The sequence below is a fragment of the Actinoplanes sp. NPDC051861 genome, assembly GCF_040681145.1.
Classification (GTDB): domain Bacteria; phylum Actinomycetota; class Actinomycetes; order Mycobacteriales; family Micromonosporaceae; genus Actinoplanes.
This window is the reverse complement of sequence record NZ_JBFAYE010000020.1, coordinates 79,175-95,335: the sequence shown is the minus strand read 5'-3', so window position 1 is coordinate 95,335 and position 16,161 is coordinate 79,175. Positions and strand designations below refer to the sequence as shown.

At 72.6% G+C, this 16,161-nt stretch carries 6 protein-coding genes; 3 read left to right on the top strand and 3 right to left on the bottom strand.

Going from position 1 to position 16,161, the window contains the following annotated elements:
- Positions 1–61 precede the first annotated feature (61 nt).
- Positions 62–1,906, bottom strand: coding sequence for a BTAD domain-containing putative transcriptional regulator (locus AB0M02_RS36160; RefSeq protein WP_364235441.1), 1,845 nt, complete (start codon positions 1,904–1,906; stop codon positions 62–64).
- A gap of 146 nt (positions 1,907–2,052) precedes the next feature.
- Here AB0M02_RS36160 and AB0M02_RS36155 point away from each other — a divergent pair, with 146 nt between their 5' ends.
- A complete protein-coding gene (locus tag AB0M02_RS36155) occupies positions 2,053–3,444 on the top strand; it encodes an FAD-binding oxidoreductase (protein ID WP_364235439.1) in 1,392 nt (463 codons plus the stop codon).
- Between the two features lie 195 nt (positions 3,445–3,639).
- On the opposite strand, the gene AB0M02_RS36150 is transcribed toward AB0M02_RS36155, so the two are convergent.
- Together AB0M02_RS36150 and AB0M02_RS36145 are read right to left on the bottom strand one after the other, a co-directional pair.
- Complete coding sequence (locus tag AB0M02_RS36150) at positions 3,640–4,647, bottom strand: carboxypeptidase-like regulatory domain-containing protein (protein ID WP_364235437.1); 1,008 nt, start codon at positions 4,645–4,647, stop codon at positions 3,640–3,642.
- A 63-nt stretch (positions 4,648–4,710) separates the two neighbouring features.
- Entirely contained in the window at positions 4,711–5,949 is a 1,239-nt protein-coding gene (locus tag AB0M02_RS36145) for a PQQ-dependent sugar dehydrogenase (RefSeq protein ID WP_364235434.1), read from the bottom strand.
- A 199-nt stretch (positions 5,950–6,148) separates the two neighbouring features.
- On the opposite strand from AB0M02_RS36145, the gene AB0M02_RS36140 reads away from it, so the two are divergent.
- On the top strand, positions 6,149–11,242 hold the full coding sequence (locus AB0M02_RS36140; protein WP_364235432.1) for a hypothetical protein: 5,094 nt from the start codon (positions 6,149–6,151) through the stop codon (positions 11,240–11,242).
- Positions 11,239–16,158, top strand: coding sequence for a hypothetical protein (locus tag AB0M02_RS36135; protein WP_364235429.1), 4,920 nt, complete (start codon positions 11,239–11,241; stop codon positions 16,156–16,158). The genes AB0M02_RS36140 and AB0M02_RS36135 overlap by 4 nt, the downstream gene beginning before the upstream one ends.
- The last annotated feature ends 3 nt before the right edge of the window (positions 16,159–16,161 follow it).

Sequence of the window (16,161 nt, the reverse complement as noted above, 5' to 3'; positions counted from 1 at the left end):
TGGCCACGGATCATGGCCCGTCTGCCGTTTGCGCTCGGTGCGGGCAATAGCGCATTCCGAGTCAACGACCCGAGTCCGGCAATTCGCTGTGAGCAGCCTGCTGTTCAGCGCACCGCGACGCCGCGATCGCCTGGCGCCTGGCGAACCACCGCACGATGTCCAGGTAGCGGTAACGCTGGTAGCCGGCCGGTTCGACCAGGTGGGCGTCGGCCATCGACTCCATGAGACGTTCCGCCTCGGTCTCGGGCAGTTCGAGCAGGCAGGCGGCCGTGCCGACCGTGATCTCGGCGTGCTCGGTGAGGGCGACCAGCCCGAACGCGACGGCGGCCGGGGGGTCGGCCGCCCGCAGCGCGGCCAGGTCGCGTTCGAACGGCGCCTCGACCCGGATGCAGTCCTCGTGCAGCGCGACCGGCTGGCGCATCTCCACCCGCAGCCGTTCGCCGATCGCCGCGACCGACCAGGTGGGCCGGGCGGCGAGTCGTTCGGCACCGAGGCGTACGGCCAGCGGGAGGTGGGAGCAGGCGTCGGCGAACCGCAGCGCCGCCTCGCGTTCGGCGTCGACTCGTTCCCGGCCGGCTACCCGGCGGAAGAGCTCGACGGAGTCCTCCGGGTCGAACGCGGGCAGGGTGAACCAGCGCGTGACCGACATGCCCGGAACACGCCGGCTGCCGGTGATGATCGCGGCGCTGCCGGTTCCGGCCGGCAACAGTCGACGCAGCTGGTCCGGGGTGCCGGCATGGTCGAGCAGGAGCAGCAGGCGGCGGCCGTGGGAGACGGTACGCCACAGCGCGGCCCGTTCCGCCGGATCGTCCGGAACCTCAGCGGCGGGCACCCCGCACGCGCGCAGGAAGCCGGTCAGCACCGCGCAGCCGTCGGCTCCGGCACCGCGCAGATCGGCGTAGAGCTGCCCGTCCGGGAAGTGCCGCCGGACGCGATGGGCGACGTGCACGGCCAGGGTGCTGGTGCCCATGCCGCCGAGCCCGGCGAGGCCGACGACCGGTGCGCTGATGCCGTCCGCGACGAGCAGGCCGGTGACCCGGTCGATCAGCTCGGCACGTCCGACGAAGTCCCGGATGCCGGGCGGTAGCTGTTCCGGCGCGGCGCGGGCGACCGGCGTGGTGACCGGCTCCCACACCGGCGCGGCCGGTGCCGGTGCCGGCTCGCCGTCCAGAATCCGCTGGTAGACGTCACGCAGCGCCGGACCCGGGTCGAGCCCCAGTTCGTCGGCGAGCAGGCCACCGATCCGCTGGTACTCGGCGACGGCCATCGCCTGCCGGCCGGTCCGGTACAACCCGAGCATGAGCAGCGAACTCAGACCCTCGTCGAGGGGGTGCTGCTCGATCAGCGCGGTCAACTCGGTGACCGCGGTACCGACGCGGTTCGAGCCGATGTCGAGGGCGAGCCGTTCCTCGGCGGCGGTGTGCCGTTCGCGGTCGAGGCGTACCCGCTGGGCGGTGGCGTACGGTCCGGGGACGTCGGCGAGCGCGGGTCCCCGCCACAGGTCGCCGGCCTCGCGGAGGGCCAGTGCCGCCTCACCGTGCCGGCCCGCGTCGCGCGCGGCGCGAGCCCGGGTCACCGCCGTGGTGAAGTCCGCCAGGTCCAGGGTCCCGGGTTCCAGCCGCAGCAGGTAGCCACCGTTGACGGTCACGATCACGTCGGCGCCGAAGGACTGCCGCAGCCGGGAGATGTAGGTGCGCAGGGTGAGTGCGCTGGTCCGCGGGGGAGCCTCGCCCCACACCGCGTCGATCAGCGCGTCCAGGGTGGCCTGCCGGCCCTCCCGCAGCGCCAGGGCGGTCAGCACGGCGCGTTGCTGTGGGGTGCCGAGGTCGAGCTCCTCCTCGCCCCGCCAGGCGCGCACCGGCCCGAGCACCCGGATCCGGAGCCGCCGGCCCGTCACCACCGTCATCGCACTGTCCCCCGTCGTGTCGTCCGGCCTCGATGTGAGCCGGGCATCTACGTTCTACCAACTCTTTGTCGAACTCGGTGTCGCGGAATAGGCGTGCTGCGGCCGGCGCCAGTGCCGGCCCCCGTGATCCGGAAAGGCTGTTCTCCGTGAACACACCCCCTTCCGCGGCTGCCGTCGCTGCTCTGCGTGCGGCCGTCGCCGGTCCCGTTCTCCTCCCGGGGGACGAGGGCTACGCCGAGGAGATCCCGGCGTACAACCTCACCGTCGTGCACACGCCGGCCGTTGCCGTCGGCGCCACCAGCGCCGCGGACGTGCAGACGGCCGTACGCTTCGCCGCCGCCCACGACCTGCCCGTCGCGATCCTCGGTGCCGGGCACGGAACGTCCGTGTCGTCCGAGGGCGCGGTGCTGATCACCACGCGCCGGCTGACCGGCCTGTCGATCGACGAGCACGCCATGACCGCGCGCGTCGAGGCCGGCGTACGGTGGGCGGAGTTCGTCGAGCTGGCCGGCAAGCTGGGTGTGGCCGCGCTGAACGGCTCGTCGCCGACCGTGACGGTGGTCGGCTACACCCTCGGTGGCGGGCTCGGGCCGTTCGGCCGCAAGTACGGCTATGCCGCCGACCACGTCACCGCGATGGACGTGGTGACCGCCGACGGCGAGCTGCGGCACGTCACCGCGGACAGCGAGCCCGACCTGTTCTGGGCGTTGCGCGGGGCCAAGGGCAACTTCGGCGTGGTGGTCGCCATCGAGTTCACCGTCTTCCCGATCAAGGCGTTCTACGGTGGCGGCATCTTCTTCCCGGGCGAACTCGCCGGCGAGGTGCTGCACCTGTTCGGCGAGTGGACGCGGGACCTGCCCGAGGAGATGTCCGCGTCGGTGGGGCTGCTGCACCTGCCGCCGGCGCCGTTCGTGCCGGAGCCGTTGCGTGACCGGCTCGTCGCCCACCTGCGCATCGCCTACCTCGGCGGGCCGTCGGACGGCGCGGCACTGGTCGCGCCGTTCCGCGAACTCGGGACCCCGATCATCGACGCGGTCGGCCCGATGCCGTACGCGGCGGTCGCCGCGGTGCACAACGATCCGGTCGACCCGTTGCCGCTGTACGAGCACGCGGCACTGCTGCGGGAACTCCCGGCCGAGGCGATCGACGCGATCCTGCGGTACGCCGGGCCGGAGGCGGAGTCCCCGCTCGTCCTGGCCGAACTGCGGCACATGGGTGGCGCGCTCAGCCGTACCCCGCAGGTCCCGAACGCGGTCGGCAACCGTGACGAAACCCTTTACAGCCTGTTCCTCGTGGCCGCCGGCGGTCCGCCGGACGCCGGGGCCCTGCACGCCTACCAGCAGCGGGTGATCGACGCGCTGGCTCCGTGGTCCACCGGCCGCCGGTACCTGAACTTCATGTTCGCCGGCGACGCGGACCCGGCGACCGCGGCGCTCGCCTACGCGCCGGAGGCCTACGAGCGGCTGACCGTGATCAAGCGCCGGTTCGACCCGGCGAACCTGTTCCGGATCAACCACAACATCCCACCCGCGAACTGACGCTAGGTCGTTGCCAGTGTGTGGAGTTGGGGTGCGTGGGAGGGCCGTACTCCACACACATGCTCGCGTCGTCGCCAGGTCGTTGTCAGTGTGTGGAGTTGGGGTGCGTGGGAGGGCCGTACTCCACACACGGGCTCGGGTCGTCGCCGGGTCGTTGTCGGTGTGTGGAGTTGGGGTGCGTGGGAGGGCCGTACTTCACACGCGGGGGTGGCGTGGCAGTGTCGTGTGCAGCAGCGCGGTCGGTGCGTCGGCCACGGCAGGGGCGGCGTCGCGCCGGCGGCGGGCCGCCATCAGCGCGAGCGCTCCCAGGCCCGCGGCGACCAGGAGGCCGCCCAGGAGGGTGTACGGGAGCAGACTGCCGCCGTCGTCGCTGAGCGTCTCGGCGCTGGGCGGTGCCGCCGCCGCGGTGCTCGCCTCGGGTGTCTCGTCGGCTGCCACGAGCGGGGCGGCGGCTGACGGCGGTGCCGTGGTGGGCGCGGCCTTGGCGGCGGCCAGGGTCAGCCGCACGGTCGCGGTGCCGCCGGCGCGGCCCTTCACCGTCGTGCCGGCGGTGCGGTAGCCGTCCATGACCGCGATGACCGTGATCGTGCCCTTGGCGATCGGGTTGGCGGCGCTCGACCGGATCGCGAACCGGCCGCTCCGGTCGCTGGTCGCGGTGTACTCGTGGCCGGCGCTGTCCCCGACGGTCACGGCCGCGCCGCCGATCGCCTTCCCGGCCGTGTCGCGGACGCGGCCGATGACCCGGTCCACCCCGGCCGCCGGCTCGCCCGCGCCGGGTGGCGACGCGCCCGTCCCGGAGACGTAGACCGTCCTGTGGTCGAAGCTGTTCTGCCCGCCGAGCCGCACGGCGACCGAGATGTTGAGCCCGCTCGTCTCACCCGGGTTGACCTTGGGCGCGGTGAGCTTGGCGTCGAGGTCACGGCTCTCGCCGGGGCCGAGGTTCGGCTCCGCGCGGCATCCCGTGTTGCACGTCAGGCCGCCGCCGACCACCACGATCGCCGTCTCGGCCGCCTTGCCGGTGTTCGTGACGCGGAAGCGTATCCGTACTGTATCGCCTGGTTTGAGGTTTTCCGCCGACACGCTCAGGAAGCGGATGGGCGCCGGTGCGCCCGCCGCGGGCGTCGCGGCCACCGCGAGCAAACCCCCGATCAGCGCGACCAGTGCGGTGGCCCGGGCCCATCGGGTACGCGAACGCGTCGTCACTTCCCACTACCTGTCTCCGGGGCGGCGCCACCGGTCGATGGCGCCGCGGGCCACTATGCCCTGTCAGCGCCGGAGTTCGCGACCCGCGGGCGCGGGTACCCGCTCGAACCGCACCCGGCTCAGGAATCCCGGGAGGTCACTGAGCACGTACAACTCGCCGTGCACGTCGGTGCCGATGGCGCTCGGCTGGGTGGGGAGGTAGCCGATGACGGCTGTCTCGTAGCCGCCCCGGAGCTTCGGGCGCACGGCGAACACGCGGGTGGAGCAGTAGTCGGCCGCGATGTAGGTGCCCCACGCCTCAGGGGTGCGGAACCCGCGGTACACCGGGCCGCCGGTCACCGCGCAGTTGTCGTTGTAGTGGTCGTACTCGTAGACCGGGTCGACATACCGCACACCCGGCCGGCACTGCTCCTGGTCGAACACCGGGGTGCCCTCGCGGCAGGACCAGCCGAGGTTCGCGCCGCCCTGCCACGGCCGGATGTGGTTGATCTCCTCCCACTTGCCCTGGCCGACGTCACCGATCCACAGCGAGCCGTCGACCGGGTCGACGGAGAACCGCCACGGGTTGCGCAGGCCGTAGAGCCAGATCTCCGGTCGTGCGCTCGGGTCGCGTACGAAAGGATTGTCGGAAGGAACGCAGTAAGGTCTCGCACCGCAGGCGCGGCTGACGTCGATCCGCACGATCTTGCCGAGCAGCGTGCCCAGGTCCTGACCGGATTTGTACGGGTCGTTGGCATGCCCGCCGTCACCGGTCGACCAGTAGAGGTAACCGTCGCGCCCGAACGCCACCTGGCCGCCGTTGTGGTTGCCGTAGTCGGCGTGCTCCTGGGTCAGCAGGATCTGCAGCCGCTCCGGAGCGTTGATCGGCAGCCGCGCGAGGGTCAGCGCGCCGGCCGGCAGGCTCGTGTAGGCGATGTAGAGGATCCCGGTCCGCGCGAAGTTCGGCGCGGGCGTGATGCCCAGCAGGCCGCGCTCGTTGTCGGACGTGTCGATCCGGGCGCTCAGGTCGATGATCGGGTCCGGTGCCAGGCCGGTGTCGGGGTGGTACGAGCGGATGGTGCCGTCCTTCTCGGCGATCAGCATCCGGCCGTCGGGCAGGCCGGTGATCGCGATCGGGCGCCGGAGACCGAAGGCCACCTGTTCGGAGGCGACGGTCAGTTCGGTGAGCGGCACCGCGCGTGCCTGTGGCGCGCCGGCGGCGGCGGTGCCGGCCATCGATCCCGAGGCCAGCAGGGAGGCGGACAGGGCAAGAACCAGCAGGCCGGCCAGCATGGTGACCGGGCGCCGACGCCGTCGCGACATGGTGGAGCTCCTCGAGCAGAGTGGTGGACGCAGTCTGGGAGCGCTCCCACTATACATTGACTTACATAAATGCCAAAGCGGAGCGTCCTAGTTGGACAAGTGGCGGTATCTGCGGCCGCCTGGACATCCGCCCGGGGAGAGCGGAAGGTGGGTTTTCCGGGCGCGCGGGCCTCGGGGGAGCGGGCTGGGGGCAGCACGAATGACGACCACGGCGGTCCCGGCGGGCTTTCTGCCGCTCCGATTCGCGGTGCCCGAGATCGCCGACCGGCTCCGCGCCGAGCTCGGCGCCGGCGAGGTCGTCGACCTGGTCGACAGTCTCCTCGAGAACGACCTGCCCTCGCCGAGCCCGGCGGGGTCGGCGCTCGACGTCTGGGACGTGATCGGTTTCGCCGAGCTGATCACGCGCTTCGACGGGACGCGGATCATCCTGGACGGCGTGCTCGATGTGCTGCCGGGATATGAGCCGCAGTTTCCGGTGCCGGGCTTCGGCACCCTGTCGGTGGTCGTGACGCAGCTCGGGCGCGTGCATGTCGAGCTGGCCGCCGACGGCGCGTGGCTTGAGGTGACCGGGCCGTCGATAGCGCTGCGGATCGATCCGGGATGGCTGCGGCCGGTCGCCGCCGGTGATCCGGCCGTGTTCGCGGAGATCGAGATCGTGGAGCTCGGCCACCTCCTCGTGGACAGCGCCGGCAGCGTCACGTTCGGTGCGATGCGTGGCGGAAACCTGCGATTCGTCACCGCCAACGACCCGTGGCGGATCGGGGACACGAGCGTCACGCTCGAGGCGGGCGAGCTCGACGTCGTTCTCAGCGAGGGGCCCGAAGGCGGTCCGGTCGTCACGCTCACCGACGCGGTGCTGCGTTTCTCCGAGGACCTCGCGGCGAAGGACGGGACCGGTTTCGCGCTGGCGTCGGCCGGTGCGCGCATCGACGCGACCGGGTTCAGCGGGACGGTGAGCGCGATGTTCCCCGACACCGTCGTCGACGATCCGCAGCGGCCGACCACGTTCGTCGGTCAGGGCGCCGCGTCGCTGTTCGGGTTCGAGTTCGGCGTCAGCTCGATCGACATCGAGTTCCGGAGCAATCTGCCGGTGCGCTGCGCGATCGGCGGCGCCATGATCCTGCCGTTCTTCTCCGAGGCGGTGACGTGCACGCTCGGCCTCGGCGAGGGCGGCGACTTCCTGGTCGCGTTCGCCGATGTGGACGGCGACGGCCTGGTGCAGTTCACCAAGGCGGACGTCTGCCGGCTGGCGCTCACCGGCTTCGCGCTCGCCCGTACCGGCGAGGTCACCACGCTCTCGCTCAGCGGCGACATCGCCATCCTGCGCGCGCCGTCCGAACTGCCCGTCCTGCCGTCACTCACGGTCCGGAACCTGACGATCTCGAGCACCGGCGAGGTGACGCTCGAGGCGGGCTGGATCGAGCTGAACCCGGCCGTCACGCTCGACTTCATCGGCTTCCTGCTGACCATCGAGAGGCTGGGCGTCGGGTTCGATCCCGCGCTCCTCTGGTTCGGCGTCACCGGCGGCCTCACCCTGGTCAACGGGCTGCCGCGGGCGACGGTCGAGGAGTTGCGCCTCAACCTTCCGCTTCCGGGAGGTACGCCGAGCGTCACGCTCAGTGGCGCCACCGTCGACGCTGACGTCGGCGGGGCCATCCAGTTGTACGGCGGCTTCCGCCTGCTGCCCGAGGAGGAGGGGGTCCAGGGTTTCGCGGGCGACGTGCGCCTCACGCTCGCGGCCGGGTTCGGCCTCGACGGATCGCTCCTGGTCGGTATCGACACGGTCGAGAACTATCCCTTCCTGTACGTGTTCATCGGCGTCGAGCTGCCGGCCGGTATCCCGCTGGGCCCGTCGGGCGTCGCCCTCTTCGGGTGCGCCGGCCTCTTCGGCTTCAACGTCGCGCCGGCCCGGGAACCCGACGAGAGCTGGTACGACGACTGGTACTCCGGTCCGCCCGCGCCGGGCGCGACGCAGAGCACGAAGTGGCGGCCGGAGAGGGACGCGTTCGCGTTCGGCGCGGGCGTCACGATCGGCACCCAGGACGGTTTCACCATCGTCGTGCGCGCGCTGTTCGTCATCACCCTGCCGAGCTTCACGATCATGATCGAGGGACGCGCGGGATTCCTCACCGAGCGATCGAAACTCGGCGCGGATCCGCCGCTCCGGGCTCTCGTGATCTTCGACCCGGCCGACGGCATCCTGATCTCGCTCGAGGCGCAGTACGAGTTCGTCGCGAACGTCCTGTTCGCCCACGGCCTGGTCGAAGGCTACTTTCCCTTCCACAGCGGCGCCTGGCACGTGTATCTCGGCGAGGAGCCGTCCGAGCGGCGGATCGTCGCCGACGTCCTCAAGAAGCTGTTCCGGGCCGACGCCTACGTGATGATCGACGGCTCGCAGACCCGGTTCGGCGGCGGCATCGGGTACGCGCTCGACCGCCGGTTCGGCCCGGTCGCCGTCCGGGTGGCCGCCGGGTTGAGCGGCGCGGGGACGTTCTCGTACGAGCCCACGCAGCTCGAGGCGTCACTCGCGCTGTTCGGATCGCTGCGGCTGTCGGCGTTCGGGTTCTCGATCGGCGCGGAGCTCGACGCCGGCATCACGGTGCGGGTGCCGACACCGTTCCTGCTGTCGATGCACTTCGCGGCCCGGCTGAATCTCTGCTGGCCCCTCGACGACGTCAAGATCGAGTTCGACGTCCGCTGGGAGGAGCAGATACCGCCGCCGTACCCGGCGCCGCTGCTCGCCGACTGCGGAGCGCTGTACAACATCAGCTCGGACACCATCGCCCTCACGCCCGGCCAGATCGCCGAGAACGTTCCCCTGGACGCCCGGTTCGCCCTCAACTTCGCGCACGCGCTGAGCCGGCCGGCGCCCGGCGACTACCCGCGCCTGTTGAACTTCGCCGAGACCTACCTGCATCGCGTCTCGCCAAGCGACACGTTCCGCTACAACCTCGCCGCACTGCGCCTCGAACGGCTGGACGACGCCGGCGCCGTCGCGGAGACCCTGGATTTCGACGAGTCGGACAGCCCACTCTTCGGCCACTGGCAGATCACGCCGGCCGGCGAGGAGTCCGGCGGCGGCCCGGCGCCGGCCGATTCGACCCGCGCGCCGGGCGGCACGCTCCTGCTCTTCGCGCGTACGCCGTTCGAGTACCTGCAGGGGACCTGGACGCAGAACGACGGCACCGCGCCGCCCGCGGACGTTCCCGGATACGAACCCGTCCCCGAGGAGCCGCCGGCCACGTACGACATCGACCTCTGCGACGAGATCGGGTCGCCGTCCGATCCGAGTGACGGCTGGCTCCCGGGGCACGGTGAGACGGCTGCTGGAACACCCGATCCGGCGGCGCCCACCGAGACGATCACACCCGGCGGTGTCGTGATCGTCGTGCACGGTTTCCCGGAGTCGGAGGGCGGCGGCCTGATCGATCCGACGGGCGGACCGTTCCAGGTCGACGTCGAGTTCCCCGGTCCGGTGGTGGTGACCGGAACCACTGTGGATCCCGGCCCGGGCGGCGACACGACCATCACCCTCGACGGCGAGCCGGCCACCGAACCGCAGGTGCCCGGAACATCCGCCGAGCCGTCGGCGCCCGACGACGGCGAGGAACCCGGCGACGGCGAGGAAGAGGAACCCGAGCCGGAGAAGCCCTCGTCGTTCCCGTGGTGGTGCTGTTGCGCGCTCACCCTGCTCGGCTTCCTGTCGATTGTCAGCGCCGTTGCGGCGTACGTTTATGAAGGTTTTGTTGCTTTTGTCCTTGTTGTTTTGTTGGCGACCGTGGTCATGGCGCTTCTGTTCTACGCGTGCGCCCGCGCCCGGCGGCGGAAGTGGAAGCGGCATCGGCGCGAACCGGCCACCACCGCTCTGCGCGCCATGGCGGCAGCAGCCGTCACCAGGTCGCCGGGCGCCCTGATGGCGGACCGGGTCTCCTTCCGGGGGACGCGCGTCAGCTGCGGGAGCGTCACCTACGTCGACGGCGCCGCGTGGCGCTCCTACGCACAGGCTCAGGACGTGAACGCCATGCGCGCCGCCGAACGCGCGGTCTACGGCGCCATGGCCTACGAGACCCTCACCGACGACGCGTTCATCCTGCGCCCGGACAGCCACTACCGTCTGCGGCTGTCGGTCGTGAAGTCGGGCGGCGCGAACGACAGCGTCGAGTCGCACGACACCGCGACGACGGATCTCGAGTTCCGCACCCAGCCCGCCCCGCCGTCCGACCTGCGCCCGTACGTGCTCGAAGCCGTACCGACGGACCTGCAGGCACCGCTGTTCCGCGCGGAGGAGACGGGGGTGCGCTTCATCGAGACGTACCTGCGGCAGATGTACACCCGCGCGGCCGGGCTGACCCTGTCGGTGCGCATTCAGTACACCGACGGGGCGGTCGTGCCCGGCCGCCGCACCGAGTGGCGGAAGGCAGAGGATCACGTGGACCGGACCGGCCTGCTCGCCTATCTGACGCGTGTGAACGAGATCTATGAAGCCGGCATCTCCACCTCCTCGATGCTGCGCGACGACATTCTGGTGTCGCTGCCGGAGGCGCCGGGATCCGGTGTTCTCCCCGGCGGTGTGACGCTCGAGGCGGCGATCGTCGCGAGCGGTCCGGGCGCCCCGGCCGAGCCGCTGTACTCCTATCGGTTCCGGACGAGCCGCTATGCCGATGCGGCGGGCTGGGCAGCCGCGATGTCCGCGACGGCCGGGATCTACGCCGATCCGGGGCTGCCGGACACGTTGTGGACCGGCACCGATCCGCTTCCGATCAGCGAGGAGGCGTTGCTGCCGCTTCTCAAGGAGGCGCTGCCGGACGCTCCGCTGCTGCGCCGGATGAGCCGTGCCGGCAAACCGCCGGTCCTGATCCTCACGTTCCCGGAACCACTCCCGCGCACGCGTGTGGAGTTCGTGCTGTGGGTGCCGGCGGCCGAGAGCCCGTACCCGGCCTCCGCGCACACGGTGTTCCGCAGCGACTACCTGGTGCCGCTCGCGCGCTACAGCGGCGCCCCCGAACCGAACGGCCGGGCCGACCCCGTCACCCGGCTGCGCACCGCGCGCAACGAGCAGCCCGTCGCCGAACTGGCGACGGTACCCGGGCCGGCGCAGGCACGCGAGGTGCCGACCACCACGGTGTGGGCAGAGGACGGCTCCCGCGCGTTCCTGGTGCCGGCCGACCCGGCGGAGCGCGTCGCGGCCGGCACCTACGACATCGAGATCCGGTACGCGCACCCGCTTCCGGACGCCGGCGGCAACCGTGTCGTCGACACCGCGACCGCTCGCGTAGAGATTCCCGTCGCATGACCGAGCCGCATGTCCGCCTCGACCGTCCGCGCCGGCTCGGTCCGCTGCTGCACCGGCTGCGGTGGAATCCGCACGTGCTCGGCGCCCTCGCGTACCCGATGGCGGCGCACCCCGCGGACGACTCCTGGGGCGTCCCGCCGACCGGCAGCGGACATCACCTGCGATGGAGCGTGGACCCCCGGCGGGGCGCGCCCGCGGCGGGCTTCTTCGTGTACCGGCGCGGTCACGAGCGCTTCGGTGCGAAGCCGACGCACGAGATCAGCTTCCTGCGCAGCGACGAGGAGCGGCACGCGACCGCTCTGGGTATCGACGTCGGCGAGCCGGCACCGTTGCGCCTGCGCCACCCGGCGGGATTCCGGCTCGTCCCGCGATCAGGTCTGGAACTGCCGCCGAGCGCGGCGCCGTTCGAGTTCACCCTGCCGACGACCGGGCGCTCGATCCAGATCTCCCTCGTCGACGTCCCGGCCGGCGCCGAGGTGCGGGCAACGCATGCCGGGCACCTGGTGCATTTCGCACGTACGACCAGGGCGGAGGCGGACTGGCTGGTGACCTGCTTCGACCAGGCCGACCAGATCCACATCTCGGCTCCCGGCGCGCGGATCTTCGGCATCGCCTGGATCCGCGTGCCCGGCGATCTCGCCGGGTGGGTCCCGCTCGCTCGATTCCCGCCGCTCGGGACGGCCCCGCTCGATCGCGCGGGCATCGCGCACCGTCTCGGCGAGGTGGACCTGACCGATGCGGATCGCGACCTCTACCTCGACCAGATCCTGGGCAACCTGGACGCCACGGCGGCGCCGGTCTCCTGGCCGGCCGACGACGGCGGATCGGGGCTCGACATCGAGGCGGGGCTCCTGCTGGCCACGCTCACGCTGCAACCGCGTCTCGCGTCGGCGTTCGGCCGCTATCTGGTCGACGTGCAGCCCGCGGAGGGCCCGAGCGACTATCTGGTCGTCGCGGGATGGATGGACATGCCGTTCGACGCCGCGCCGCCGGGCTCGCTGCCGTACGTCCCGGGCGGTCCGGCGCTGGACGAACTGATCGAGAACCTTCGCGGACGCGGCGGGTTGCTGTACTTCGCGCCCTGTTACGCGGTGACGGCTCGACGGGCCTGGACGCCGCGGCCGGCCCGGCTCGACGCCTTCGAGGTCGTCACCGCCGAGACACGGCGCCAGATGGACGCCGGCGGGCAGGCCGTGCTCGAGATGCCGCTGCGCACCGAGTGGTCGCTGCGCCGTGCCGGCCGGCCGCTGCTCGCGGCGCAGCAGACACCGCTCGCCCTGGTCACCTTCACCGGGCCGGGCGCCGACCCGGCGCCACGTGTCGTCACCGCGTCCGCCACCACGGACGGGCACGCGCTGGTCGAACTCGTCGCCCCGCTGCTCAGCGCGCTGCCCGGCTCGATGCGGATCAGCCTCACGGCGCTCGACCTGTTCGGTCACCTCACCGGCCCGGCGGACACCCGGACGCTCCCGCTCGAGGCCGATCTGTACCCGGCCGCGCCACCACCCGTCGGCGTGCTGCTCCAGGTCGTTCCGCCGTCGCCGGATCTGCGGGTCACCTGGCAGTGGGGCGGCCGGCTGCGGCTGTTCCATCCGGACGTGCGGGGCTTCGCCGCCGAGTGGATCGAGGACAGCGACCTCCCCGCCGGCGTGCCCACACAGGAGGCGCTGCGCGACGAGACGATCGGCTGGAACGCTCTTCCGCGGGTCGCGTCCACGCCGCCGCACGCCGCCCACATCGACGCGCTCGAGAGCTCCCTCGCCGGGCGGACCACGACGGCTGTCCTGCTGCGCGAGGACGGCACGCTGCTCGGCGGTGTACGGACGGGCCTGGGCGTGGCGCCGGGCGCGGCCGGACGGCTCGCGACGTGGTCGCTGCGGCTCGGCTCCGGCACCTTCGGCGTGCGGCGCCACACGGTCGGCGACGACGTCTGGCTCTACCTGGACCTGGCCGGAGACGCCGGCGGAACACCGTTCGCCGGGTTCACCGAGGGACAGGAGCAGCCGCTCGACATGCCGTGGACACTGACGCCACCCGCGGACACGGCCGGCGCGATCGTACGGGTGAGCGGCGCGGCCGCCGATCTCGGCGCGCTCGTGCCGGGGTCGCTCCTGACCCAGGGCGCGCTCGTGTTCGGTGTGCTGGCGCACGCGGCGGGCCCGCCGGCGCTGGCCCTGCTCGACCTGAGCACGCCGGCGCAGGAGCCCGGCGCCCCGGTCCCGCCGCGCCCGCTTCCCGCTGTCGGGGACGTCGAGTTCGACGCGCCGGCGACGAGCCTGTTCGCCGGCGTCGGCATCACGGCCCCGACAGCCGCGCACGCCCGCCGGCGGGTCTGGGTGCGCGTGCGTACCGTCGACGCGCTGGACCGGGCGGGAACCGCCGGCAGCCCGGCGGAGGGCGCCTGGGCCAAGGCGTTCCCACCCGTGCCCGCCGACGGCCCGGCCGTCGTCCGCCGTTCACCGCCGGACGCGTTCGGGCACTGCCGGCTCCTCGTACGCTTCGGGTTCACGCTCGCCGACCACGGCGCCGTGCTCTACCGTGCGAGCGACGCGCAGCTGGGCGTCATGCTGGCCCGGGCCCAGCGCGCGGTGGCGGAGCAACCGGGGACCGCGTTCGCGGCGCTCCCGGCCGGCTTCGTGTGGCCGGCCGGTGGCCCGCAGCGCCCGGAGGACGTGACCGACCCGCTCACCGACTTCGCCGGCGACCCCGACATGATGCGGGTGTTCTGCAACGAGCTCCGGATCGACGAGGGCGCGAGCACCGGACCGCGGCCGGTGTTCCTCGACGCCTTCGAACGCCGCGGCCGCATGACCGGCCCGGGGCTCATCGCCACCGCCGACGACGCGCCGCTCGAACTGGACGACATCGTCGAGCGCGCCGGCAACCGATATCTCTATCTCGTCCGGCTGATCGACGGCGCGGACCAGGAAGGCGGCGTGTCCGGCGTCAGCCTGCCCGGCCAGGGCTGGGACATCGCGGCGCCGGCGACCCCGGTTCTGCTGCCCGTGTTCGTGACCGGCGATGAGTTGATCATCCGGTGGCGGCCGCTGCCCGACCCTCGCGTCACCCGCTACCGCGTGACGCTGAGCCCCCGGTGGGACGCCGCGCCGCCGGCGGCCGTCGTCGAGCGTCCGCCCGGCGAGTTCCCGAGCCCCGTCCGCATCGAGGGCGACCGCGTGTCGCTGCCCGGGTTCGTCGTGACGCCCGTTCCGTCGGATCTGACATCGGTCACGACGGTCGCCGACGGTGTCGAGCGGGTGAGCGAGGGCTTCGTCGTCGCCGCGACCCAGCAGTTCGTGTGGTGGTGCGCCGCCGGCAACGGCGCGCTGGTCGTCGCCACCGGCGCGGCGGACGTACGGGATCGCGTTCCGGCCGAGCACAGCGCGGGCGTCGAGGACGGCGCGGTCGTGGATCCGGGGCTGCTCGCACTCGGCCGTGGCGTGCTGGACGGCGAGCCACTCGGGATCCCGGCGGGCGTCTTCGACCGGCTGCTGGCGCGGGAACTCGACGGCACCTTCGTCGATCGCACGGCGGCCGGCGCCTGGCACGACGACGACTTCCTCAGCGTGCCGCCGGCGCTCGAGGAGGCTGCCGGCGTGGTGCTCGAAACGACGTCGCCGACCGGGACGCGGCACACCGTGGGCCGCTGCCCCGGCGCCCCGGCGGAGGCCGTGGTCGCCGTCACCGGCGGCGTGATCGGGCTGGGGTCCGTCGCGTCCCGGCTCGCCGCCGGGGACCGGCCCAGCGGCGTGTTCCGCGCCGACGAGGTGACGCGCGCCGACGCGACCGGGGCGCCCGATCCGCGCACGTCCGGAGCCACGAACCTGATCGACGCGGCCGTCTGGTACCGGTCGGGGTTCGTCCGCCGCGTCCGCAACGGTGTTCCGATGGTCCTGCGGTGGCGCGGGCTCGCGGACGGCCGCGAACGGTTCCTGACCACCGCGCCGGGCGGGCGCCCCCTCCGGATGCTCGACGGCTCGCTCGTCGTCGCGCCGTGGAGCGCGTCCGGTGAGGTCCTGGACGGCGTCTACGAGCGAGCGACGGTCGGCATCACCGGCACCACGGTGTCGATCCCGTTCGGCGCGCGCAATCTGGCGGCCGACGTGCTGGCCGACCCGGCGACCGGTCGCATCGTCACGCTCCTCGCCGACGGTGTGCCGGTGCGCGTGCGCCGACGGGACGGCAGCGAGATCGGCGCCCGCTTCGCACCGCTGACGTGGCGGGAGCGCCGGCTCGCGGCCGGCGGCCTCTTCGGCGACGGTGTCCTGCACCCGGACGCGCTCCACGCCTTCGAACCCGATGCCACCGGGCAGCTCGTCCCTCGTGTCGATCGCGATCGCCTCGGCTCGGCGGTCCTCGCGGCCGACGGCACCGCCCTCGTCGCCGTGGGCCTGCCCGCCGAGGGGTCGAGGGTCGCGATCGAGTACGGCGGGGACGGTGTCGCGCGCACCGTCGACCCCGGACGGCTCGAGCTCAGCGTGAGTCTGACCGCCGCCGACGTCGGACGTGCGTGGGACATCGAGGTCGAAGCGCTCTGCGACTTTCCCGATCCGGTGGGCGCCGTGTCCTCGCTTCCCGCGATCACCCAGGTCACGGTCCGGCCGCCACGGCTGGACCTGGCCGTCACCTCGGCGCGGTGGACCGCGGCGAACACGCTGGAGATCCGGTACGCCGGGCCGGCGAGCCTCCATTACCGCGTGGAAGCCGTCTCGGTGGCGACCGGCCGAAGATATGTGCTGGCCGATCCCGCGGCCGGTGGCGTCGTGACGACGGCGGTGGCGCTCGACGGAACCCCGGTGCCGCTCGCCGAAGCGCTGTCGGTCGAGCTGACCGCGTGGTACGAGAACGCCGCCGACCAGCCCTACCTCGCCGAGCCCGTACCCGTGGATCCGGCGCTGCCGGACATGATCTCCTAGGGG

Excerpts from the sequence above, each read along its gene's own strand:
- AB0M02_RS36160 (WP_364235441.1), bottom strand. The coding sequence starts at position 1,906 with ATGACGGTGGTGACGGGCCGGCGGCTCCGGATCCGGGTGCTCGGGCCG.
- AB0M02_RS36145 (WP_364235434.1), bottom strand. The coding sequence starts at position 5,949 with ATGTCGCGACGGCGTCGGCGCCCGGTCACCATGCTGGCCGGCCTGCTG.
- AB0M02_RS36140 (WP_364235432.1), top strand. The coding sequence starts at position 6,149 with ATGACGACCACGGCGGTCCCGGCGGGCTTTCTGCCGCTCCGATTCGCG.
- AB0M02_RS36135 (WP_364235429.1), top strand. The coding sequence starts at position 11,239 with ATGACCGAGCCGCATGTCCGCCTCGACCGTCCGCGCCGGCTCGGTCCG.